The sequence below is a fragment of the Pseudomonas sp. NPDC087336 genome (genome assembly GCF_044744285.1).
Lineage (GTDB): Bacteria > Pseudomonadota > Gammaproteobacteria > Pseudomonadales > Pseudomonadaceae > Aquipseudomonas.
Genome location: NZ_JBIUYA010000012.1, coordinates 150,949 through 173,079, shown reverse-complemented (window position 1 = coordinate 173,079; position 22,131 = coordinate 150,949). Strand labels below are relative to the sequence as shown.

At 59.4% G+C, this 22,131-nt stretch carries 21 protein-coding genes; 5 read left to right on the top strand and 16 right to left on the bottom strand.

The annotated features are described in order from the left end of the window. Positions 1–72 precede the first annotated feature (72 nt). The 8 genes from ruvB to ACIO0C_RS14615 all read right to left on the bottom strand — a co-directional run bounded on the left by ruvB (position 73) and on the right by ACIO0C_RS14615 (position 6,699). Positions 73–1,134: a Holliday junction branch migration DNA helicase RuvB gene (gene ruvB, locus ACIO0C_RS14650; RefSeq protein WP_401313136.1), complete on the bottom strand. Its 1,062-nt coding sequence runs from the start codon at positions 1,132–1,134 to the stop codon at positions 73–75. Next, complete coding sequence (ruvA, locus tag ACIO0C_RS14645; protein ID WP_110752893.1) at positions 1,135–1,743, bottom strand: Holliday junction branch migration protein RuvA; 609 nt, start codon at positions 1,741–1,743, stop codon at positions 1,135–1,137. A gap of 114 nt (positions 1,744–1,857) precedes the next feature. After that, the gene (gene ruvC, locus ACIO0C_RS14640; protein WP_401313133.1) at positions 1,858–2,382 is read right to left on the bottom strand and encodes a crossover junction endodeoxyribonuclease RuvC; all 525 of its coding nucleotides are present in this window, start codon (positions 2,380–2,382) and stop codon (positions 1,858–1,860) included. Positions 2,383–2,516: 134 nt separating this feature from the next. After that, complete coding sequence (locus tag ACIO0C_RS14635) at positions 2,517–3,263, bottom strand: YebC/PmpR family DNA-binding transcriptional regulator (RefSeq protein ID WP_180205180.1); 747 nt, start codon at positions 3,261–3,263, stop codon at positions 2,517–2,519. A gap of 127 nt (positions 3,264–3,390) precedes the next feature. Next, complete coding sequence (gene aspS, locus ACIO0C_RS14630) at positions 3,391–5,166, bottom strand: aspartate--tRNA ligase (protein ID WP_401313130.1); 1,776 nt, start codon at positions 5,164–5,166, stop codon at positions 3,391–3,393. A gap of 109 nt (positions 5,167–5,275) precedes the next feature. Continuing rightward, positions 5,276–5,497 (bottom strand): FmdB family zinc ribbon protein, encoded by a 222-nt coding sequence (locus ACIO0C_RS14625; protein WP_007977333.1) that lies wholly within the window; start codon positions 5,495–5,497, stop codon positions 5,276–5,278. A 136-nt stretch (positions 5,498–5,633) separates the two neighbouring features. Further along, positions 5,634–5,972, bottom strand: coding sequence for a ribbon-helix-helix domain-containing protein (locus ACIO0C_RS14620; protein WP_401313127.1), 339 nt, complete (start codon positions 5,970–5,972; stop codon positions 5,634–5,636). Positions 5,973–6,228: 256 nt separating this feature from the next. Continuing rightward, positions 6,229–6,699, bottom strand: a complete 471-nt coding sequence (locus ACIO0C_RS14615; protein ID WP_401313125.1) for a Dps family protein — start codon at positions 6,697–6,699, stop codon at positions 6,229–6,231. 306 nt (positions 6,700–7,005) lie between these two features. Here ACIO0C_RS14615 and ACIO0C_RS14610 point away from each other — a divergent pair, with 306 nt between their 5' ends. Further along, positions 7,006–7,608 (top strand): cold shock domain-containing protein membrane protein, encoded by a 603-nt coding sequence (locus ACIO0C_RS14610; protein ID WP_401313122.1) that lies wholly within the window; start codon positions 7,006–7,008, stop codon positions 7,606–7,608. Positions 7,609–7,671: 63 nt separating this feature from the next. Here the strand turns inward: ACIO0C_RS14610 and ACIO0C_RS14605 are convergent, their stop codons facing one another. Together ACIO0C_RS14605 and ACIO0C_RS14600 are read right to left on the bottom strand one after the other, a co-directional pair. Beyond that, entirely contained in the window at positions 7,672–7,878 is a 207-nt protein-coding gene (locus ACIO0C_RS14605) for a SlyX family protein (protein WP_007977339.1), read from the bottom strand. 3 nt (positions 7,879–7,881) lie between these two features. After that, positions 7,882–8,307, bottom strand: a complete 426-nt coding sequence (locus ACIO0C_RS14600; RefSeq protein ID WP_401313119.1) for an HIT domain-containing protein — start codon at positions 8,305–8,307, stop codon at positions 7,882–7,884. Between the two features lie 905 nt (positions 8,308–9,212). Here ACIO0C_RS14600 and ACIO0C_RS14595 point away from each other — a divergent pair. Next, positions 9,213–10,541, top strand: coding sequence for an OprD family porin (locus ACIO0C_RS14595; protein WP_401313117.1), 1,329 nt, complete (start codon positions 9,213–9,215; stop codon positions 10,539–10,541). Positions 10,542–10,749: 208 nt separating this feature from the next. Here ACIO0C_RS14595 and ACIO0C_RS14590 read toward each other — a convergent pair whose 3' ends face one another. Then, positions 10,750–11,592 carry a mechanosensitive ion channel family protein gene (locus tag ACIO0C_RS14590; RefSeq protein WP_401313114.1) on the bottom strand — a complete coding sequence of 281 codons (843 nt, stop codon included), beginning with the start codon at positions 11,590–11,592 and terminating at the stop codon, positions 10,750–10,752. A gap of 141 nt (positions 11,593–11,733) precedes the next feature. Continuing rightward, positions 11,734–12,219 (bottom strand): YajQ family cyclic di-GMP-binding protein, encoded by a 486-nt coding sequence (locus tag ACIO0C_RS14585; protein WP_007990750.1) that lies wholly within the window; start codon positions 12,217–12,219, stop codon positions 11,734–11,736. 142 nt (positions 12,220–12,361) lie between these two features. On the opposite strand from ACIO0C_RS14585, the gene ACIO0C_RS14580 reads away from it, so the two are divergent. From ACIO0C_RS14580 to ACIO0C_RS14570, 3 genes are read left to right on the top strand one after another with little or no spacing between them, the layout of a single operon-like run. Then, the gene (locus ACIO0C_RS14580; protein WP_401313111.1) at positions 12,362–13,279 is read left to right on the top strand and encodes a putative 2-dehydropantoate 2-reductase; all 918 of its coding nucleotides are present in this window, start codon (positions 12,362–12,364) and stop codon (positions 13,277–13,279) included. A gap of 45 nt (positions 13,280–13,324) precedes the next feature. After that, the gene (locus ACIO0C_RS14575; protein WP_401313108.1) at positions 13,325–15,361 is read left to right on the top strand and encodes an ATP-binding protein; all 2,037 of its coding nucleotides are present in this window, start codon (positions 13,325–13,327) and stop codon (positions 15,359–15,361) included. Positions 15,362–15,363: 2 nt separating this feature from the next. Further along, positions 15,364–15,945, top strand: a complete 582-nt coding sequence (locus tag ACIO0C_RS14570) for a cob(I)yrinic acid a,c-diamide adenosyltransferase (protein ID WP_401313106.1) — start codon at positions 15,364–15,366, stop codon at positions 15,943–15,945. Between the two features lie 110 nt (positions 15,946–16,055). On the opposite strand, the gene ACIO0C_RS14565 is transcribed toward ACIO0C_RS14570, so the two are convergent. The 4 genes from ACIO0C_RS14565 to secA all read right to left on the bottom strand — a co-directional run bounded on the left by ACIO0C_RS14565 (position 16,056) and on the right by secA (position 21,871). Beyond that, entirely contained in the window at positions 16,056–17,006 is a 951-nt protein-coding gene (locus ACIO0C_RS14565) for a Nudix family hydrolase (protein WP_401313104.1), read from the bottom strand. Continuing rightward, the gene (locus ACIO0C_RS14560; RefSeq protein ID WP_401313101.1) at positions 17,003–17,635 is read right to left on the bottom strand and encodes a glutathione S-transferase family protein; all 633 of its coding nucleotides are present in this window, start codon (positions 17,633–17,635) and stop codon (positions 17,003–17,005) included. Before ACIO0C_RS14560 ends, ACIO0C_RS14565 begins: the two co-directional genes overlap by 4 nt. A 161-nt stretch (positions 17,636–17,796) precedes the next feature. Next, positions 17,797–19,014, bottom strand: a complete 1,218-nt coding sequence (argJ, locus tag ACIO0C_RS14555) for a bifunctional glutamate N-acetyltransferase/amino-acid acetyltransferase ArgJ (protein ID WP_323607815.1) — start codon at positions 19,012–19,014, stop codon at positions 17,797–17,799. Between the two features lie 121 nt (positions 19,015–19,135). Continuing rightward, positions 19,136–21,871 carry a preprotein translocase subunit SecA gene (secA, locus tag ACIO0C_RS14550; protein WP_401313098.1) on the bottom strand — a complete coding sequence of 912 codons (2,736 nt, stop codon included), beginning with the start codon at positions 21,869–21,871 and terminating at the stop codon, positions 19,136–19,138. Positions 21,872–22,131 lie beyond the last annotated feature (260 nt).

The following is a 22,131-nucleotide window of genomic DNA, read 5'->3' as shown; positions in this document are numbered from 1 at the left end:
TTCTGCGGCTTTCGCGCAAAAGTACGGTCCTGGGACCACACAATGCCCGAAAAAATCAGCTCGCAATGTTAATTAATCGTCCACGGCATCAAGGAACTCGTCTACCACGGGCATTTCGCCCAATCGTGACGGAATGTTTAAGCCGAAGTGCAGGTACGCATGCCGCGTCACCACCCGCCCCCGCGGGGTACGCATGATGTAGCCCTGCTGGATCAGATAGGGTTCCAGCACGTCTTCAATGGTGTGGCGCTCTTCACTGATGGCCGCCGCCAGACTGTCGACCCCGACCGGCCCGCCATCGAACTTCTCGATCATGGTGAGCAACAGGCGTCGATCCTGGTGATCGAAGCCACGTTCATCGACGTCCAGCAGGTTCAGGGCCAGGTCGGCGATCGGCTTGGTGATATGGCCCGTGGCACGCACTTGCGCGAAGTCCCGCACCCGGCGCAGCAAGCGGTTGGCGATTCGCGGCGTACCGCGGGCACGCCGGGCGATTTCGAAGGCGCCTTCCGGGTCCAGTGGCAAGCCGAGGATGTTCGCCGAGCGGCTGACAATCGTCGACAGGTCGGCGTTGCTGTAGAACTCCAGGCGCTGGACGATACCGAAACGGTCGCGCAACGGGTTGGTCAGCATCCCCGCCCGCGTGGTCGCGCCGACCAGGGTGAACGGCGGCAGATCAAGCTTGATCGACCGCGCAGCTGGCCCTTCGCCGATCATGATGTCGAGCTGGAAATCCTCCATGGCCGGGTACAACACTTCCTCGACAATCGGCGACAAGCGATGGATTTCATCGATGAACAGTACGTCGTGAGGCTCAAGATTGGTCAACAGCGCCGCCAGGTCGCCCGGACGCTCGAGGACCGGCCCCGATGTGCTTTTGATCGACACGCCCATTTCCTGGGCGATGATATTGGCCAGGGTGGTCTTGCCCAGGCCCGGTGGACCGAAGATCAATGTGTGATCCAGCGACTCGCTACGCCCGCGCGCAGCCTGGATGAACAGCTCCATTTGCTCGCGAACGGTTGGCTGGCCAATGTACTCGGCCAGGCTGACTGGGCGAATTGCCCGGTCCTGGACTTCCTCGCGATCACGGGGGGCACCCGTGGCGGCGATCAGACGATCAGCTTCAATCACTTAGATCATTCCCTTCAGGGCACGACGAATCAGGTCTTCGCTGCTCAAGCCTTTTTCCTTGATCGCGGAAATCGCCTTGCTGGCTTCCTGCGGCTTGTAACCCAGGGAAATCAGCGCGCTGACCGCATCGTTTTCGGCGGTATTGACTGGCACAGGGGCATCCGGCTGGTTGGGCACCAAGGCAAACATGGCCGGTACGGTTTCCCAGGCCTTGAAGCGATCCTTGAGCTCCACCAGCAAGCGTTCGGCGGTTTTCTTGCCCACGCCCGGCACCTTGGTCAGCGCCGAGGTATCCTGGGACTGCACGCAACGCACCAGCTCGTCGACTTCCAGGCTCGACATCAAGGCCAGGGCCAGTTTTGGCCCTACACCATTGAGACGGATCAACTCGCGGAAAAAGTCTCGCTCACGCTTGCCGACGAAGCCATAGAGTAACTGCGCGTCTTCGCGTACGACCAGATGGGTGTGCAGCGTCAGCGGTTCACCGACCGACGGCAGGCGATAAAGCGTGGTCATGGGCACTTCAAGCTCATACCCCAGGCCATTTACATCCAGAATCAGGTGCGGCGGCTGTTTCTCAGCCAGTGTGCCGCGCAAGCGTCCAATCACGTTACAGATCCTTGAGCGTTGGCCAGCCCTGGACCAGCGACTGACAGAACAAGGGTTTTGCACCGACAACCCAGGCGCATGCCCCTCATTTCAGAAAAATGATTGCTGATGCTATCAGAGACGCAGGCGCCCGCCACGACTGCGTGCCGCGCCCAGCCCATGGGGCAGCAGGCTGGAGCGGGTGTGCGCATGGCAAATGGCAATGGCCAGGGCATCGGAGGCATCGATTTGCGGTTTACTGGTCAGCTTCAACATGTGCATGACCATCATCTGCACCTGCTCTTTATTGGCCGCGCCGGTGCCGACTACAGCCTGCTTGACCTGGGTGGCCGTGTATTCGGCGATTTCCAGGTTTTCTTCCGCGCCGGCCACGATGGCTGCGCCTCGGGCCTGCCCCAGCTTCAGGGCGGAATCGGCGTTGCGGGCCATGAACACTTTTTCGATGCCCATGGTCACCGGAGCGTAGGTCTGGATGATTTCCCGCACGCCTCGATACACAATCTGCAGGCGCTCATGCAGCTCGCCAGCACCGGTGCGGATGCATCCGGAGGCCACGTACTCACAGCCGCGACCGGTATCGCGCACCACACCATAACCGGTAATGCGCGAACCGGGGTCGATACCAAGAATTAAAGTCATAACGCCTGCAACGCTGATGCAAATATCCAAGGAAATTGTAGGAGCTGGCTTGCCAGCGAAGGCGGCCTCAAGACTTTCACAAGTTCAAGGGCCTCTTCGCTGGCAAGCCAGCTCCTACAATGAGGGCGGAGCATTCAGGTTAGTTGTGCGGCGACCGATTCGGGGATATCGGCATTGGAGTAGACGTTCTGCACGTCATCCAGGTCTTCGAGCATATCGATCAGCTTGAGGACTTTTTCCGCGCCTTCCAGATCCAGTTCGGCACTGGTGGTCGGCAGCATGACGATTTCTGCGTCATCACCCTTGAAACCGGCCGCTTCAAGCGCGTTACGCACGGCATAGAACCCGGCGAACGAGGTGAAGACATCGATGGAACCGTCTTCGTTGGTCACCACGTCATCGGCATCGGCTTCCATGGCCGCTTCCATCAGCGCGTCTTCGTCAACGCCCTGGGCGAAGGAGATCTGCCCCTTGCGCTCGAACAGGTAGGCCACCGAACCGTCAGTACCAAGGTTGCCGCCGCACTTACTGAACGCGTGACGAACCGCGGCCGCAGTGCGATTGCGGTTGTCGGTCATGCACTCGACCATCACCGCCACGCCACCCGGGCCGTAGCCTTCGTAGGTCAGCTCGACCATATCGTCGGTATCGGCAGCACCGGCACCACGGGCTACAGCGCGATCGATAATGTCGCGGCTCATATTCGCACCAAGGGCCTTGTCCAGCGCCAGGCGCAGGCGTGGGTTGGAGCCCGGATCGCCACCGCCCTGACGGGCAGCGACGGTCAGCTCACGAATCCACTTGGTGAAAATCTTGCCCTTCTTGGCATCCTGACGTTCTTTGCGGTGCTTGATGTTCGCCCACTTGGAATGACCTGCCATAACTCGCTCCGAATTCTCTTTGACACATTGCCCGCTGCGCTGCATCGCGCCGGCCGACAAACAAAAATCTTGATTGCTCTACGTATGTAGAAAGGGCGCATCCGAAGATGCGCCCTTCAGGTGAGCCTTACTCTGCCTTTGGCGTTTCGCGCAGACGAATGTGCAGTTCGCGCAATGCCTTGGCATCGACCTGACCCGGTGCCTGAGTCATGACGTCTGCCGCGCTCTGGGTTTTCGGGAAGGCGATCACTTCACGGATCGACTGGGCGCCGGTCATCAACATCACCAGGCGGTCCAGACCGAAGGCCAGGCCACCGTGCGGCGGCGCGCCGTATTTCAGGGCGTCGAGCAGGAAGCCGAACTTCTCTTCCTGTTCCGCTTCGTTGATACCCAGCAGACGGAACACCGATTGCTGCATCTCTTTACGGTGGATACGGATCGAACCGCCACCCAGTTCGGTACCGTTCAATACCATGTCGTAGGCACGGGACAGGGCGCCAGCCGGGTTGGCTTCCAGCTCTGCCGGGGTGCACTTAGGCGCGGTGAACGGGTGGTGCAAGGCGGTGAAGCTGCCGTCGTCGTTCTCTTCGAACATCGGGAAGTCGACGACCCACATCGGCGCCCACTTGCAGGTCAGCAGCTCCAGGTCGTGGCCGAGCTTGATCCGCAGCGCGCCCAGGGCTTCGCTGACGATCTTGGCTTTATCAGCACCGAAGAACACGATATCGCCATCGACCGCACCGACGCGATCGAGGATCACGTTGAGGTTGGCTTCAGGAATGTTCTTCACGATCGGCGACTGCAGGCCTTCGACGCCTTTGGCGCGCTCGTTGACCTTGATGTACGCCAGGCCCTTGGCACCGTAGATACCGACAAACTTGGTGTAATCGTCGATCTGTTTGCGCGGCATGCTTGCCCCGCCTGGTACTCGCAGAGCGGCAATGCGGCATTTAGGGTCGTTGGCCGGGCCGCTGAACACCTTGAAATCGACTTCCTTGAGCTGGTCGGCAACGTCCACCAGTTCCAGCGGGTTACGCAGGTCTGGCTTGTCGGAACCGTAGCGGCGCATGGCCTCTTCGAATGTCATGTGCGGGAACTCGCCGAATTCCAGACCCAGCACTTCCTTGAACAGGTTGCGGATCATTTGTTCGGTCAGGCCCATGATCTCTTTTTCATCGAGGAAGCTGGTCTCGATGTCGATCTGGGTGAATTCCGGCTGGCGGTCGGCACGCAGGTCTTCGTCACGGAAGCACTTGGCGATCTGGTAGTAGCGGTCGAAGCCGGCGACCATCAGCAGTTGCTTGAACAGCTGCGGCGATTGCGGCAGGGCGAAGAACGAACCGGCGTGGGTACGGCTTGGCACCAGGTAATCACGCGCGCCTTCAGGGGTGGCGCGAGTCAGGATCGGCGTTTCGACGTCGAGGAAGCCGTTTTCGTCCAGGAAGCGGCGGATGCTGGTGGTCATGCGCGAACGCAAACGCAGCTTCTCGGCCATTTCCGGACGACGCAGATCCAGGAAGCGGTAACGCAGGCGGGTTTCTTCGCCGACGTCGGAGAACTCGTTCAGCGGGAACGGCGGGGTTTCCGACTCGTTCAGCACTTCCAGCTCATAGCCCAGGATTTCGATCATGCCCGACGCCATGTTGGCGTTGGTGGCACCGGCCGGACGCAGGCGAACCTTGCCGGTGATCTTCACGACGTATTCGCTGCGCACGCGATCGGCAGCGGCGAAGGATTCAGCGCGGTCCGGGTCGAACACCACCTGGGCCAGACCATCACGATCACGGATATCGAGGAAAATCACCCCACCGTGGTCACGGCGACGGTGGACCCATCCGCAAAGGGTAACTTCCTGGCCTTCCAGGCTTTCGTTCAGTTGGCCGCAATAATGGCTGCGCATCATGGTAGTGGTTTCACTTCTCGTAATTCGACATTCGGTTGCAGACCTTGCGTCGATCCGCTGACGGATGACGCAAGAGCTCGCGCGTGTGGTTCAACTCAGGTCCCGGACCCTAGTCAGCTTTGTCGCCGCCGGCCAGGTTCTTCTTGGAACCGGTCTTGAAATCGGTCTCATACCAGCCGGTGCCGCTGAGGCGGAAGCCTGGCATGGACAGCATCTTCTTAAGCTCTGGCGCCTGGCACGCAGGGCAGTCGACCAACGGTGCATCGCTGATCTTTTGAATGGCTTCCAACTGATGACCACAGGAAGCACATTGATAATCGTACATCGGCATGGGGGTTGTCTCGGCGATCAGATTGCTACCGCGCACGCTGGGTTTTGCGGCAAAGAGCGGGATTATATCCATTAAATGCAGCCTGTGCAGCCGTAAGACTGCACAGATCGACACACTGCCCTTTGATTCATCGGGCTCAAGCCATGACCGGGTAACGCCCCTCCTTGAGGCTATGGACAACACAGACCACCCGCACCAGCCCGCTGAAATTTCTCACCCCGCCATGGCGCAAATGCACCTGGCGATCGACATGGGACAGCAAGGCGCTGACCGAGCAGCTATTGGCCCTGGCCATGTCGGCTAAAATATCCCAATACACCTGCTCAAGCCGCAAACAGGTGGCAAAGCCATTCAATCGCACCGATCGGGACAACGGCCGGGCCAGCCCCATGTCGAACTCACTGACAAATGGATCGACCCTTATATCCCTGGCCTGTCCGCCCCGCCCCTCATCTCTCCCGCCTTCATATTCCATATCGCTGACACTCCTTTGCCATTTGCGGTTTCTATAAAAGCAATTTGATTGCTTATAAAAACGCCAGGGCAAAGTTATAGCCAGATGACTTTATGACCATCCACGTAGGATAAGCCAACAACGGAAGGCAGATCAGGGAGAGCGTCCTAGTCCGGCGCTTTTCCCACAGCAACGCGCGAATATTCGCTCAAGCAACAGGCCGCCCTTCTGACGGAAAGGGGCGCGCGAACAGCAATGTCATCCACGCGCCGACTTATCATTGTTCCAGCAGCGCGCGGAGCATCCACGCGGTTTTCTCGTGGACCTGCATGCGCTGGGTAAGGAGGTCAGCCGTAGGTTCGTCGCTGACTTTATCGAGCAACGGGAAAATCCCCCGGGCGGTGCGCGTGACTGCCTCCTGCCCCGCCACCAGCTGCCTGATCATATCTTCGGCAGCCGGCACGCCTTCTTCTTCCTTGATGGACGACAGGCGCGCGTAAATGGAATAGGCGCCGGGCGCCGGGAATCCGAGCGCGCGAATTCGCTCGGCAATCGAATCGACCGCCAGGGCCAACTCGTTATATTGCTCCTCGAACATCAAATGCAGGGTGCGGAACATCGGACCGGTGACGTTCCAATGGAAGTTATGGGTTTTCAGGTAGAGCACATAGGTGTCCGACAGCAGGCGCGATAGTCCGTCGACGATGGACTTGCGGTCCTCTTCACTGATACCGATATCGATTGCCATGTTTTTCCCCTAAAGGTGATGAAGTTCATCCAACCAGTGCAGGACCACTCTAGCAAGCCTGCCGCCAGGCTGCAGCCCGGATGCCCTGCCGGGCGACAGCAAGGCCTCCGATGCACCGCTGGACTCCTTGATTTGAGTAGGCTGCAGCTTTGCTGTTAAATAGACAGCGTGTCGTCAGTGCCTATTTTTTCGGGCGCTGCGCATAGGCTGATACCGGGTACGTGTCCAACGCCTCTTATTTATTCCGAAGCGAACCGTGCGCCATCAGCTCTTCCTTGTGAGCTGTCTTAACGTGAGTTAATCAAAATGTTGAAAATCGTCCACCTGCTGATAGGCGTAGCGGCCTTGCTGCTGTCCTTCATCCCTAGCCTGCGATCCGAAGCCCTGCCTTACCTGCAACAACCCGATGCCTTGTACCTGGCCTTTTTTGGCCTGCTCAACCTGACGCTTGCCCCGGTTATCCCTTACTGGAACAAAGGCCCGCGCCATCAACTGCAGAACCTGGTCAGCGCCCTGCTGGTGTTGGCTGTCGTCCTGCAAACCCTGACACTGATCGCGCCAATGCCGGTCATTGCCGGCCAGCCTGCCGTACTGTTCAGCCTGGTTGCGGCCCTGATCGCCGTTGCCCTGCATCTGGCCATCAGCTTCTACAAATCGTCACCGGCCGCCGCTTCGCCCAGCTATGACATGAGCAACCGCGATACCGGGACCGTCAAGTGGTTCAACACCTCCAAAGGCTTCGGCTTTATTTCCCGCGACTCCGGCGACGATATTTTCGTGCACTTCCGGGCCATTCGCGGTGAAGGCCATCGCGTACTGGTCGAAGGCCAGCGCGTCGAGTTCTCCGTCATGAATCGTGACAAAGGCCTGCAAGCCGAAGACGTCATCGCCGCCCTGCCGCGACGCTGATCAAAGGCATAAAAAAACCGCGAACATGTTCGCGGTTTTTTTATGCCTGCGCTTCTACTGCTACTAGTAATGCGGCGGTGGCGCTTCTTCTTCGAAAGACTCGAACTGGCCGACCATTTCCTCTTGGCGCTTGAGCAGCGCGGCCATTTGCAACTGCAGGCGTTCGACCACCCGCTGTTGCGCCACCAGGACATCATTCAATGCCTGGATGGTGTCATCCTGAAACGCCAGTCGGCTTTCAAGGTCGGTGACGCGCTCTTCAAGGCTCATGGCTCAACCCTCCTCAAACGTAAAGTCATCGGTCAACACCAGGCGCAGCCGTTCGCGAATCGCCGCGACCTGCTCTGCACTGTAGGGCTTGGCCGGGTTTTTGCCCCAGACCGGCGCAGGCCAGGCTGCGTCTTCATGCTTGCGCACGATCACATGCATGTGCAACTGACTGACCACGTTGCCCAGGGCTGCGACGTTCAGCTTGTCCGCATCGAACGAGTCCTTGAGCAACTCGGCCAACGAGGTCGTTTCCTGCCACAGCTGCTGCTGATCGGCGACACTTAACTGAAATATCTCGCTGATATCGTCCCTGCGTGGCACGAGGATGAACCAGGGGTAGTTCGAATCATTGGACAACAGCAACCGACAAAGCGGGAAATCGCCAATCGGTAGTGTGTCTTGTTGAAGTCGTGGATCTAAAGCGAACACTGCACATACTCCCGCCAGGTCATCATTATTCAGCTTAGCGCCCATCCAGAGAGATCGTACGCCAGGCCACTGGACGGCAGCATACCTTGCCAGCTTTGCAGCGAACCACCGCCTACGCTGTTCGAAGATCCACAAATGGTACATGCGCGCCCCGAGATGAGACATTTCCTGCGAAAAAGCACCAATACAGGACCAGCGCGCCGCAAAAAACGCGGAAATGACCAGAAAGCCAGTGACCGCTCACGCCACGTAAAAACTACCACTGCTTGAATTCAGTACAGTCATTGAAATTTTTTGCACCAAAAGCGCACAGTACGTCTACGCTGAGTGCTTCGCATATCCGCCATTTACTCACTGGCGGGGTGAACCGGTAACGCTTTTGCATGTCACGCGGCCAGACATGGAGGTCAAACACGATGCCCACCCTTGCGTCAAGCCTGAAATAAAGCAGCATGAGCCCCCGGTTTTATGAGGTTTTTACCGCTTCAAGCAGCCAGACAGAAAAAAACAGCGATGGAGTTCTGATTTGTGCACGCTTGTTGCATTGATACCCACATCGTCTATAAGGCACCGCGGGAAGCGGCCAGCCTTAAGACCAAAAAAAACAGTGGCAGGGTAGCCCGATGGAGATTCAAACGTTTCACCAGGGACTCTTTTTATCGATGCGCCAGTCCAGAAAAACAGCATTAAAGTTGTCAGTCCGGTTGCATCGGGGCTGTAAATTTGCGACATCTAGCTAGCCGTGTACGACAGGGTCGTAAAGAAGCTGAAAGGATAGATGCGCAAGTATCGCCAACATTGCCGGCGTGATATAAGTTTGCGCCGACACAAAAAGAAAGAGCCGCCCAGATAATAAAACAGGTGGAGCGGCAGTACTCTTCTAAAAACCAAAGGAGCAAATCACGATGCGCGTGATGAAGTGGAGCATGATCGCACTGGCTGTTGCAGCAGGCACCTCGCAGTTCGCAATGGCGTCCTCCCAGGACGAGTCCAAGGGTTTCATCGACGATTCGAGCCTGAAACTCAAAACCCGTTTTGAGTACATGAACCGCGACTACAAGAATGGTGCAAGCAACCCTAGTTCCGGTACTGCCGGCTATCGTCAGGATTCCGGTCTGAGCCAATTGCTCACCTACGAGTCGGGCTTCACTCAAGGTATCGTTGGTTTCGGCCTCGACGCCATGGCCATGGGTTCGGTCAAGCTGGACGGCGGCTCGGGCAAGCGCGGTAACGGCCTGTTCGCCAACGACAGCGATGGCAACCCGGAAAAATCCCAGGGCAAGGTTGGCGGTGCAGTGAAACTGCGTCTGTCCGACACCACCCTGAAATACGGCCAGCAATTCGTTGCCAGCCCTGTATTCGCTACCGACGACAGCCGTCTGATCCCGGAAGTCGCTACCGGCACCCTGCTGACTTCCAAGGAAATCAAAGGCCTGGAACTGAGCGCTGGTCGATTCACCGCGCTGAGCAAGCAAACCGGTATGGCTCGTGACAGCATCGGCGGCGTGTCTGATGAAGATGGCAACCACGGCAAAGGCCTGAGCGGCGGCATCAACATCTTCGGTGCCAGCTACGCCTTCACCGACAACTTCAGCGCTGCACTGGCTGCATCGGATGCCGAAGAGTACTTCAAGAAGTACTACGCCAACCTGAACCTGACCCTGCCGATCAACGACGAACAGTCGCTGAACTTCGACCTCAACGCCTACAAAACCAAAGGCGATAAGCGCGGCGACACCATCGACTTCCTCGGTGACGGCGTTCTGGGCGTGGACAACAACCTGTGGTCCCTGGCAGCGGCCTATAGCCTGGGCGCTCACAAGTTCACCCTGGCCTACCAGCAGTCGAGCGGCGACAACGCTTACTACTACGGCGTTGACGGCAACAGCACCATCTTCGTATCCAACTCCATCCAGATCTCCGACTTCGTGGGCCGCGAGGAGAAATCCTACCAAGCTCGCTATGACCTGAACATGGCGACCTACGGCGTACCTGGCCTGAGCTTCATGACCCGTTACGTAATGGGTGACAACATCAAGACCAACGGTCTGGGTGAAGGTAAGGAAAACGAGTGGAACCTGGAGTCCAAGTACGTAGTACAGGAAGGTCCAGCAAAAGACCTGTCGTTCCGTGCTCGTTTCGCCAACTACCGTTCGAACGGTGCGTACAGCGCCTATTCGGCTGACAACTACGACACCCGTCTGATCATTGAGTACCCGCTGAACATCCTGTAATCAGGGTGTAAGACCGGTAGTCTGTAGATCAAGAAACCGCCCACCTCTTCAGGTGGGCGGTTTTTTTATGCCTGCCACATACCAAACTCTGCAGCAAGCAACTTCCGCGCATAACGTTAATACTTTTTTCAATGAGCTCATCAACAGCCACAAAAAAACCCAAGAGACTATTCACCTCTTGGGTTTATGTAACAACCAACAAACAGGCTTACTGTACTGCCGCTTCCTGAACCACGCGAACTACACGCTGAGGAAATGGAATGTCAATACCTGCCGTTTTCAACCGATCACGGGACTGTTCATTAAACATGAACAACACATCCCAGTAATCCGCTGTCTTCACCCAGACCCGCAGGGAAACGGTGATCGAACTGTCACCCAAGGTCGAAATGACTGCCTGCGGTGCCGGGTCGACCAACACGCGCGGATCCTTGGCCAGTTCCAGCAAGACTTCACGGGCCTTTTGCAGGTCCGCTTCGTAATCGACACCCACATCGAACACCACCTTGCGGGTTGGTTGGCGGTTGGTGTTGGTGATGATGCCGTTCGACAGGTTGCCGTTAGGCACGATGATGGTCTTGTTGTCGCCGGTGCGCAGCACGGTGTGGAAGATCTGGATGCTGTCAACGGTGCCGGCAACCCCCTGGGCTTCGATCCAGTCACCAATTCGGAACGGACGGAACAGCAGAATCAGCACGCCGCCGGCGAAGTTCGCCAGGCTGCCCTGCAACGCCAGGCCGATGGCCAGGCCCGCCGCACCGATGGCTGCCACGAACGACGTGGTTTCCACACCGATCATCGACGCCACGCTGACGACCAGCAGGATCTTCAGAATGATGTTCGCCAGGCTACTGATAAAGCCTTGCAGCGCAAGGTCCGCGTTACGCAGGGCGATCAGGCCACCGAGCTTTTGCGTGACCTTGTTGATCAACCACCAGCCGATCGCCAGGGTAATCACTGCCAGCAGCACACGGCTGCCATATTCCATGATCATCGGGATCCAGGACTGGGACACCCTGACCAGGTTGTCTACTTCAGCATTTAAGTCCATCTGCGTTCTCCTGCATTTTTCCGGCTACCCGGCTCGCGAAAAATAAAGCGGCAGAAAGACCGAATCCTGTGCGGATTGATCGTTTCTGCCGTTGCTTGGGCCTCGGACGCCGAAAACGCCTGGAGGTTCCCGCCTTGCACGTCAGTCGCGGAAGTTGTTGAACTGCAGCGGCATGCCGAACTCCTTGGCGCGCAGCACTGCAATGGCTTCCTGCAGGTCATCACGCTTCTTGCCGGTGATGCGCACTTGCTCACCCTGGATGGCCGCCTGGACCTTGAGCTTGGCGTCCTTGACGTGGGCGACGATTTTCTTCGCCAGCTCCTTGTCGATGCCTTCCTTGAGCACAGCGTCCTGCTTCATCAGCTTGCCCGAGGCGAACGCATCCTTGACCTCAAGGCACTGCACATCGATCTTGCGCTTGACCAGGGCCAGCTTGAGGATCTCAATCATCGCTTCGAGCTGGAAATCCGCTTCAGCGGTCAGGTTGACGGTCAGGTCCTTTTCCTTGAATTCGAAGCTGCCTTTGCCTTTCAGGTCATAACGACGATCGAGCTCCTTGACGGCGTTCTCGACCGCGTTGGTGACTTCGTGTTTGTCCAGTTCGGATACCACGTCGAACGACGGCATGTAATCTCTCCAATAAATAGGGCGCGCTCGATCAAGAGGGAGCACGCCTGGCTTGCGGTTAAAATCCGCGCTGATTATAACGGGTCTTTCCGATCATTCACTGCGAGCCACCCATGCGCGCCTTAAACAGAGCAAAAAGCTGATGTCCACCACCTGGCATGTACTAGGCGCCGGTAGCCTCGGCACGTTGTGGGCCACTCGTCTGGCTCGGGCCGCAGTGCCGGTGCGCCTGATACTGCGTGACGCAGCCCGGCTGCGGGCGTACGAGGCGGCAGGCGGCTTGACCCTGGTGGAACATGGCCAGGCACAGCTATATCCAGTGAGCGCCGAAACGGCCGACAGCCTCGCGCCGATTAATCGACTACTGGTCGCCTGCAAGGCCTACGATGCGGAACTGGCCGTGGCACAGCTGGCACCCCGACTGGCGCCCGGCGCCGAACTGATCCTGCTGCAGAACGGCCTGGGCAGCCAGGACGCCGTGGCGGCGCAAGTCCCGCAGGCGCGCTGCATTTATGCGTCAAGCACTGAAGGCGCCTTTCGCGACGGTGACTGGCGTGTAGTCTTTGCCGGGCACGGGTTTACCTGGCTGGGGGATGCCGGCCATCCCGTCGCCCCGATCTGGCTGGACGACCTCGACGCCGCGGGCATTCCCCATGAGTGGAGCACCGAGATTCTCACCCGGTTGTGGCGCAAACTGGCACTCAACTGCGCGATCAATCCGTTGACGGTGCTGCACGATTGCCGCAATGGCGGGCTGCAGGAGCACCGCTGTGAGGTCGCCACCCTGTGCGACGAACTGATCGAGCTGCTTGAGCGTTGCGGCCAGCCGGCTGCTGCGGAAAATCTGCAGCAGGAGGTCGAACGGGTGATTCACGCGACCGCCGCCAACTACTCCTCGATGTACCAGGACGTCAGCAGCCGGCGCCGCACCGAAATCAGTTATCTGCTGGGTCATGCCTGTAAAGTCGCCGCACGGCATCAACTGAACCTGCCGCACCTCAATCAGCTTGAGTCGAGGTTGATCGCACGCCTGCAAAGCCTTGGATTGCCCAGCGACTGAGCAGCGGCTACGCTGGCCACTTGTTCCTTTGCAGCGATAAACCTGATGCCATTGCGCCAGCGTCTTGAAAACCTCCCTGTCGGCCAGAAACTCCTGGCCGCCCTGTTGGTGCTGTTGACCACTGTATTGCTGGTTGCCAACCTGACCTTTATCAGCGCCGCCTACTACATCTCCCAGGAAAGCATGGCGCCCCAGGCCCTGCAGACCATCGGCCGACTGATCTCCAACCCGAGCCTGGTGGCCGAGGCGCTACAGTCGCCGCAAAGCGCCCAACGCCTGCTCGATGAGCTCGACAGCTATTCCCCCCTGCGCGCTGCAGCCCTGTATGACGGCAAGGGCGAGCGCCTGGCGCAGTTGCAGCATGGCGATCATCTGAGCCTGCCCAAGCACTACCGGCACATCGATTCCTGGCAAGTCACCGAGTTTCGCAGCAACCAGGTCATCACCCTGCCCCGCCCCGGCACCGCACCCGGCCACCTGCTGCTGGTGGCCAGCAGCGAGCTGCCCATGGCGTTCTATACCGGGACCCTGACCGCCAGCCTGGGGATCCTGATTTTCAGTGTGCTGCTGTGGCTGGTCATCGCGCGACAGATCAAACGCCTGATCACCCGGCCGATTCATCAGCTGGAGGAACTGTCCCGGCAAGTGACCCGTGAAGAGAACTACGCATTGCGCGCCTCCCGGGGCAATCACGATGAAATCGGCAGCCTGGCCGAGGCGTTCAACACCATGCTCTCGCGGATCGAGGCCCGGGAGCAGCAACTCAAGCGCGCCCGCGATGACTCCCAGGCCGCGTATGACCAGGCCCAGGGACTGGCCGAAGAAACCCGCCACACCAATCGCAAGCTGGAACTCGAAGTCCAGGTACGGAGCAAGATCGAGAAAAAACTCACGGGTTTCCAGAATTACCTCAACAGCATCATCGACTCCATGCCATCGGCGCTGATCGCCCTCGACGAACAGCTTTACGTAACGCAGTGGAACCAGGAAGCCAGCGCCCTTTCCGGTACACGCCTGGACGAAGCCTTGAACCAGCCGATCTTCCTCGCCTTTGAACCGCTCAAGCCCTTTCTGCCGCAGCTCAAGCAAACCGTCGAGCAGCACACGGTGGCCAAGATCGAGCGCGTGACCTGGGTCAAGGACGATGAGCCCCGCCACTACGCCCTGACCTTCTATCCGCTGATGGGCGGCGCCGGGCGTGGTGTGGTGATCCGCATCGACGACATCACCCAGCGCCTGTCCCTCGAAGAAATGATGGTGCAGTCGGAGAAAATGCTCTCCGTCGGAGGCCTCGCCGCGGGCATGGCCCACGAAATCAACAACCCGCTCGGTGCGATCCTGCACAACGTGCAGAATATCCGCCGCCGGCTGTCCCCCGATCTGCCCAAGAACCTGGAGCAGGCCGAGCAGATCGGCATCGAGCTGTCGACCGTCAACCAATACCTGCAAGCGCGCGAAGTGCCACAGCTGCTCGACGGCATCCAGCAGGCCGGCGCCCGGGCGGCAAAGATCGTCACGCACATGCTCAGTTTCAGTCGCCGCAGCACCCGCCAAATGGCCCCGTGCGATCTGCCTGCGCTGATCGACCAGGCTGTGGAAATCGCCGGAAACGACTTCGACCTGGCGATCGGATTCGACTTCAAGGGCCAGGCGATCATTCGCCAGTTCGACCCGGCGCTGGGGCCGGTACCCGGCACCGCCAACGAGCTGGAACAGGTGCTGCTCAACCTGCTGAAAAACGCCGCTCAAGCCATTCACCAGCGTGAAGACGACAGCGAACCAGGGCGGATCATCCTGCGCACCAAGCTGAATCCGCCGTGGGCGGAGATCCAGGTCGAAGACAACGGCATCGGCATGAGCGAAAGCGTGCGCAAGCGTACTTTCGAACCGTTTTTCACCACCAAGGAAATCGGCCAGGGTACCGGCCTTGGCCTGTCGGTCTCGTACTTCATCATTACCAACAACCACAAGGGCCAGATGGAAGTGCAATCAACCCTGGGCCAAGGCACCTGCTTCACCCTGCGCCTGCCATTGGCGAGCACCCCGCTCGTCTCTCAAGAACACAACCAGCTAACGAGGTAACCATGGGCTTTCGCTTGTCGAAGATTTACACCCGCACCGGCGACAAAGGCGAAACCGGCCTGGGCGACGGTCGTCGCGTGCCCAAGGATCATCCGCGAATCGAGGCTATTGGCGAGGTCGATACGTTGAACAGCCAGGTCGGCGTGTTACTGGCCGCACTGGCGGCAGAAAGCGCCCGGTATCCGGGTTTGCAGGAAGTGATCGAGGTATTGGCGCCTTGTCAGCACCGGTTGTTTGACCTGGGCGGTGAACTGGCGATGCCGGAGTATCAGGCGTTGAACGCCGGGGAAATAGAGCGCCTGGAGGCCGCGATTGATGTGTGGAATGAAGAGCTGGGGCCGCTGGAGAATTTCATCCTGCCGGGTGGTTCGGTATTGATTGCCCAGGCCCATGTCTGTCGTAGCCTGGCCCGCAGTGCGGAGCGCCGGTGCCAGCATTTGAATGCTGTGGAGCCGTTGGCCGGGGTGGGGTTGGCGTATATCAATCGCCTGTCGGATTTGTTGTTCGTGGTGGCGCGGGTGATTGCCCGGCGGCAGGGGGTTGCCGAAATCTTGTGGCAGCCTGCGGCGAAGCCTGGGGTTTAGTCGGCGCTTGTCAGTCCCTCATCGCGAGCAAGCTCGCTCCCACAGTGATCGCGCTTTCTCTGAAAGAACTCGACCTCCTGTGGGGAGCTTGCTCGCGATGAGGCCAGTGGCTACACCAACGAATCAGGCCAGAACGCCCGAATCCCCGCCACACCCTGCGCACCCGCCGCCCAGGCTTTCTCAACCTCCGCCGGGCCAACACCGCCAAGCAGAAACACTGGCTTGCTGAAACCTTCGATCAACGTCGAGGCCTGCTCCCAACCCAGCGGCTGCGCCCCCGGATGCGTCAAGGTCGGCTGCACCGGCGACAAGGTCACGAAGTCGACACCCATCTCTTCGGCCAGCGCCAATTCCTCGGCGTTATGGCAGGACGCGGCCAACCAGCGCGATGCTGGCAACGGACGACCGGCAGCCGCGTACTTGCGCAACTGGGCCGACGTGATGTGCCAACCGGCGGAAGGGAAATCCCCCAGCCACTCGAACGGCCCCTTGATCATCAGCTGCGCCTTGCCGGCACACAGCCCTGCCGCATCCACGGCCAGGTCGCGGTACTTGGGGTCATAACCATTGGGCGCACGCAACTGGATCAGCTTGATGCCACCCGCGATGGCCTTCTGGATTCCCCGCAGCAGGGCCGGGGCTTCCAGGTCTTCAGGCGTGATCAGGTACTGCTCGGGCAAGCGCGCGGCCGCCACGATTGGCCGGTTGGCCTCGGGGAACTCGTAACCCGACAGCTCACGCGCCGCAACCCAGGCCAATGGCTGGCCTTCGGCGCCGTGAGGCTCGCCGGTAAAGGTAGAGACCTCCCAGACATCCAGCAACACCTGCTTGTCCGGGTAATCATGGCGGACCTTGATCAGCGGGCGCGCCGCGCCGACCACGATACCCAGTTCTTCCTGCAGCTCACGGGCCAAGGCGCTTTCGACCGACTCGTCGGCCTCGACCTTGCCACCGGGAAACTCCCAGAGACCGCCCTGGTGCTGAGTGTCGGCACGACGGGCGATAAGGATCTTGCCACTGCTGTCACGGATAACGGCAGCCGCTACGTGTACTCGTTTCACCGCTCGATTTCCTCCAGGCCGGCCTTCTGCCAGGCCTTGAACGCGGGCCATTGGTAGAGGGTTTCAACATAGGCTTCGTCAGCCTCGGGCAGCTTCACCTGATAGGTGCGCAAGCGCACGGCGATCGGTGCGAAGAAGGCATCGGCCAGGGTGATACGGCCAAACAGGTACGGACCACTTTCGGTCGCGGCGGCGCGGCACTCGGCCCACAGGGCCGACATGCGCTCGATGTCGGCCAGGACATCAGCCGGTGTCGGCGCCAGCGGCGCATCATGGCTCAAATCAAACGGCATGTTGCCGCGCATGGCGAAAAAGCCGCTGTGCATCTGCGCACAGGCCGAACGCGCCTGAGCGCGAGCGCCAACATCGCTTGGCCAGAGGCCCGCGTCCGGAAACTGTTCCGCCAGGTATTCGGCGATCGCCAGGGAGTCGGCGATGGTGCCGTGTTCGGTCTTCAACAGCGGGACCTTGCCGGTTGGCGAATGCTTGAGCAGGCGTTCGCGGGTGTCCGACTGGTTCAGTTTGATCAGTTCTTCGGTGTACGGGGCGCCGGCCAGGTCAAGGGCCAGGGCGCCACGCAGGGACCAGGAGGAAAACAGTTTGTCGCCGATGATCAGGTGCAGGCTCATGTTCGGGACCTTTTGATGAGATGGACAGGCCAAATTCTTTAGCGTCTGGTCATCCGTCATCGCGGGCAAGCCCGCTCCCACAGATTCGGTGCGTACGCAAATAATGTATACAACGCGGTCACTGTGGGAGCGGGCTTGCCCGCGATGGGGGCGACTCGGTCTTAAGTACGGTACTCGGCGTTGATCTTCACGTATTCGTGGGACAGGTCGGTGGTCCAGATGGTTTCGCTGCAATCGCCGCGACCCAGCTCGATACGGATGGTGATTTCTTCCTGCTGCATCACCGCCGCGCCCTGAGCTTCGGTGTAGGTCGCAGCACGGGCGCCACGGCTGGCGATGCACACTTCACCGAGGAACACATCGATCTTGCTCACGTCCAGGTTTGGTACGCCAGCACGACCGACAGCCGCGAGGATGCGGCCCCAGTTCGGGTCGGAAGCGAACAGTGCGGTCTTGATCAATGGCGAGTGGGCCACGGTGTAGCCGACGTCCAGGCACTCCTGGTGGTTGCCGCCGCCGTTGACTTCAACGGTAACGAATTTGGTAGCGCCTTCGCCGTCGCGAACGATCGCCTGGGCCACCTCCATGCACACCTCAAACACCGCTTGCTTGAGCTTGGCGAACAACTCGCCCTCGGCACGGGTGATTTCCGGCAGCGCCGCCTGACCAGTGGCGATCAGCATGCAGCAGTCGTTGGTCGAGGTGTCGCCGTCGATGGTGATACGGTTGAACGACTTGTTGGCGCCGTCCAGCATCAGGTTTTGCAGCACATCGCGGGCAACCTTGGCGTCGGTGGCGATGTAGCCAAGCATGGTCGCCATGTTCGGGCGAATCATGCCCGCGCCTTTGCTGATCCCCGTGACGGTGATGGTCACGCCGTCGTGCTGGAACTGGCGGCTGGCACCCTTTGGCAGGGTATCGGTGGTCATGATGCCGGTGGCGGCAGCTTCCCAGTTGTTCTCCGACAGATCATCGAGGGCGGCTTGCAGTGCGCCTTCGATTTTCTCGACCGGTAGTGGCTCGCCGATCACGCCGGTGGAGTACGGCAGCACCAGGCTGGCATCGACACCGGTCAACTCGGCCAGCTTGGCGCAAGTGCGCTCGGCCGCGGCCAGGCCTGGTTCACCGGTACCGGCGTTGGCATTGCCGGTATTGGTCAGCAGGTAACGCACCGGACCTTGCACGCGTTGCTTGGCCAGGATCACCGGGGCGGCGCAAAAGGCGTTCAAGGTGAACACACCCGCCACCGTCGAGCCTTCGGCACAACGCATGACCACAACATCCTTGCGCCCCGGGCGCTTGATACCGGCCGAGGCGATACCGAGTTCAAAACCGGCAACCGGGTGCAACGTTGGCAAAGGACCAAGACCAACAGCCATGAATGCGCTCCTTTATAGATGATGTCTGCACCGCTTCAGCAAAAGCGATGGTAAAAATGGCAAAACGCCGCGACGGCAGAAGCCGGTCGCGGCGCGGGTATTTCAGCGTATGAAACGGGGGTTACTGGATCTGCCCGTGGCAATGCTTGAACTTCTTGCCCGAACCGCAGTAACACAGCTCGTTGCGGCCCAGCTTCTGCTCGTTGCGCACCGGGGCGGTGGCGAGAGCCACATCGACCTCTTCACCCAACTGCTCCGGCTGCTCCAGGCTTGGGGCTTCTTCATGCAGGAACTGCATGCGCGCCGCCAGTGCCTCGGCTTCCTGGCGCAGGCGCGCCTCTTCCTCGGCCGGATCTTCGCGACGCACCTGAACGTGCGACAACACACGGATCGAGTCGCGCTTGATCGAATCCAGCAGCTCGGAGAACAGCGTGAACGACTCGCGCTTGTACTCTTGCTTCGGGTTCTTCTGCGCATAACCACGCAGGTGGATACCGTGACGCAGGTGATCCATGGTCGACAGGTGGTCTTTCCACAGGTCATCCAGCACCCGCAGGACGATTTGCTTCTCGAAGGTGCGCAGCGCTTCGGCGCCCGCCTGGTCTTCTTTCTCGTTGTACGCGGCGATCAGCTCCTGCATCAGCTTCTCGCGCAGGGTTTCCTCGTACAGGTGATCGTCTTCGTCGAGCCACTGCTGGATCGGCAGCTTCACGCCGAAATCGCTTTCCAGGGCCGCCTCCAGGCCCGCCACGTCCCACTGCTCCGGCAGCGATTGCGGTGGGATGTGTGCGCTGACGGTCGCGTTGAGTACGTCCTGACGGAAGTCGGCGATGGTTTCACCGATGTTGTCAGCGGCCAGCAACGTGTTACGCATGTGATAGATCACTTTACGCTGTTCGTTGTTGACGTCGTCGAACTCGAGCAGTTGCTTGCGAATGTCGAAGTTACGGCCTTCAACCTTGCGCTGGGCCTTTTCGATGGCGTTGGTCACCATGCGGTGCTCGATCGCTTCGCCAGGCTGCATGCCCAGGGCCTTCATGAAGTTCTTCACCCGGTCAGAGGCGAAGATGCGCATCAGGCTGTCTTCCAGCGACAGGTAGAAACGGCTGGAACCGGCATCGCCCTGGCGACCGGCACGACCACGCAACTGGTTGTCGATACGGCGCGACTCGTGACGTTCGGACGCGATCACCTGCAAACCGCCCGACTCGAGCACTTGCTGGTGGCGTTTCTGCCAGTCGGCCTTGATCTGGGCAATCTGCTCAGGGGTCGGATTTTCCAGCGAAGCCACTTCCACTTCCCAGTTGCCGCCCAACAGGATGTCGGTACCGCGACCGGCCATGTTGGTGGCGATGGTCAGTGCACCCGGGCGACCGGCCTGGGCGATGATCTCGGCTTCTTTTTCGTGGAACTTGGCGTTCAGGACCTTGTGCTCGATGCCTTCCTTGTTGAGCAGGTCAGACATGCGCTCGGAGGTTTCGATGGTCGCCGTACCCACCAGCACCGGGCGGCCCGCAGCCATGCTTTCCTTGATGTCAGTGACGATTGCCGCATATTTCTCGTCGGCGGTCAGGAACACCAGGTCGTTGTAGTCTTTACGGGCCAGCGGCTTGTTCGTAGGAATGACGATGACCTGCAGGCCATAGATCTGATGGAACTCGAACGCTTCGGTGTCAGCCGTACCGGTCATGCCGGACAGTTTGTTGTACAGACGGAAGTAGTTCTGGAAGGTGGTCGATGCCAGGGTCTGGCTTTCGGCCTGGATGTTCAGGTTTTCCTTGGCCTCGATGGCCTGGTGCAGGCCTTCGGACAAACGACGGCCCGGCATGGTACGACCGGTGTGTTCGTCGACCAGTACGACCTGGCCGTCCTGCACGATGTATTCAACGTTGCGATGGAACAGCTTGTGCGCGCGCAGACCGGCATAAACGTGCGTCAGCAGGGCCAGGTTGTGCGCCGAGTACAGGCTCTCGCCTTCCGCCAGCAGGCCGAGACGGGTCAGCGCGTCTTCGACGAACTGATGACCGGCTTCGTTGAGTTCGACCTGGCGGGTTTTCTCGTCGACGGTGTAGTGGCCGGCCTTGGTGACTTCGCCTTCGACTTCTTCGATGTGCAGTTCCAGCTGCGGGATCAGTTTGTTGATCTCGATGTACAGCTTGGAGCTGTCCTCGGCCTGACCGGAAATGATCAGCGGGGTACGGGCTTCGTCGATGAGGATGGAGTCGACTTCGTCGATCACGGCAAAATTGAGTTCGCGCTGGAATTTTTCTTCCATGCTGAACGCCATGTTGTCGCGCAGGTAGTCGAAACCGAATTCGTTGTTGGTGCCGTAGGTGATGTCGGCGGCATAGGCCAGGCGCTTCTCTTCCGGCGGCTGGAATGGCGTGACCACGCCGACCGTCAGGCCGAGGAATTCGTAGAGCGGACGCATCCAGTTGGCGTCACGACGGGCCAGGTAGTCGTTCACCGTCACAACGTGCACGCCCTTGCCGGACAATGCGTTGAGATAAACGCCCAGTGTTGCCACCAGGGTCTTGCCTTCACCGGTACGCATCTCGGCGATCTTGCCTTCATGCAAGGTCATGCCGCCGATCAGCTGGACGTCGAAGTGGCGCATGCCCATGACACGCTTGCCGGCTTCACGGGCGACCGCGAAGGCTTCCGGCAACAGCTTGTCGAGGGTTTCCCCTTTGGCGAAGCGGGCCTTGAACTCATCGGTCTTGGCACGCAATTGATCGTCCGAAAGGGCCACCATTTGCTCTTCGAAGGCATTGACGAATTGCACCGTCTTGAGCATGCGTTTGACTTCACGCTCGTTCTTGCTTCCAAAAAGTTTCTTTAACAAAGGCGCAAACATATCGGCAGGATCTTCCACACTAAAGGGATGGAGGGCGGCCCCGTGAGTCGCCCGAGCAGCCCTCATGGCCGCATGCGAACGAGCATTCTACCCGGAAACGGTGGTGAGGAAAGTGGCGTTGTTCCACGATGCTGGCACAGCGTTGTAACGGGGCTCACTTAAAATAAGGGCAAATCGCTGAACTTCAAGCCATTCACGGCAGAAGTTACTTGTTGATTTAATGGGTAAAGCGCGCGCAAAGCAATGGGTCGGGCGCATCC

What these genes read in the sequence shown, in the direction of transcription:
- ACIO0C_RS14615 (WP_401313125.1), bottom strand. Translation starts at nt 6,699, where the DNA reads ATGGCAATCGATATCGGTATCAGTGAAGAGGACCGCAAGTCCATCGTC.
- ACIO0C_RS14580 (WP_401313111.1), top strand. Translation starts at nt 12,362, where the DNA reads ATGTCCACCACCTGGCATGTACTAGGCGCCGGTAGCCTCGGCACGTTG.
- ACIO0C_RS14625 (WP_007977333.1), bottom strand. Translation starts at nt 5,497, where the DNA reads ATGCCGATGTACGATTATCAATGTGCTTCCTGTGGTCATCAGTTGGAA.
- ACIO0C_RS14575 (WP_401313108.1), top strand. Translation starts at nt 13,325, where the DNA reads ATGCCATTGCGCCAGCGTCTTGAAAACCTCCCTGTCGGCCAGAAACTC.
- ACIO0C_RS14605 (WP_007977339.1), bottom strand. Translation starts at nt 7,878, where the DNA reads ATGAGCCTTGAAGAGCGCGTCACCGACCTTGAAAGCCGACTGGCGTTT.
- ruvC (WP_401313133.1), bottom strand. Translation starts at nt 2,382, where the DNA reads ATGACTTTAATTCTTGGTATCGACCCCGGTTCGCGCATTACCGGTTAT.
- ACIO0C_RS14585 (WP_007990750.1), bottom strand. Translation starts at nt 12,219, where the DNA reads ATGCCGTCGTTCGACGTGGTATCCGAACTGGACAAACACGAAGTCACC.
- ACIO0C_RS14570 (WP_401313106.1), top strand. Translation starts at nt 15,364, where the DNA reads ATGGGCTTTCGCTTGTCGAAGATTTACACCCGCACCGGCGACAAAGGC.
- argJ (WP_323607815.1), bottom strand. Translation starts at nt 19,014, where the DNA reads ATGGCTGTTGGTCTTGGTCCTTTGCCAACGTTGCACCCGGTTGCCGGT.
- ACIO0C_RS14620 (WP_401313127.1), bottom strand. Translation starts at nt 5,972, where the DNA reads ATGGAATATGAAGGCGGGAGAGATGAGGGGCGGGGCGGACAGGCCAGG.
- ACIO0C_RS14590 (WP_401313114.1), bottom strand. Translation starts at nt 11,592, where the DNA reads ATGGACTTAAATGCTGAAGTAGACAACCTGGTCAGGGTGTCCCAGTCC.
- secA (WP_401313098.1), bottom strand. Translation starts at nt 21,871, where the DNA reads ATGTTTGCGCCTTTGTTAAAGAAACTTTTTGGAAGCAAGAACGAGCGT.
- ACIO0C_RS14560 (WP_401313101.1), bottom strand. Translation starts at nt 17,635, where the DNA reads ATGAGCCTGCACCTGATCATCGGCGACAAACTGTTTTCCTCCTGGTCC.
- ACIO0C_RS14595 (WP_401313117.1), top strand. Translation starts at nt 9,213, where the DNA reads ATGCGCGTGATGAAGTGGAGCATGATCGCACTGGCTGTTGCAGCAGGC.
- aspS (WP_401313130.1), bottom strand. Translation starts at nt 5,166, where the DNA reads ATGATGCGCAGCCATTATTGCGGCCAACTGAACGAAAGCCTGGAAGGC.
- ACIO0C_RS14610 (WP_401313122.1), top strand. Translation starts at nt 7,006, where the DNA reads ATGTTGAAAATCGTCCACCTGCTGATAGGCGTAGCGGCCTTGCTGCTG.
- ACIO0C_RS14635 (WP_180205180.1), bottom strand. Translation starts at nt 3,263, where the DNA reads ATGGCAGGTCATTCCAAGTGGGCGAACATCAAGCACCGCAAAGAACGT.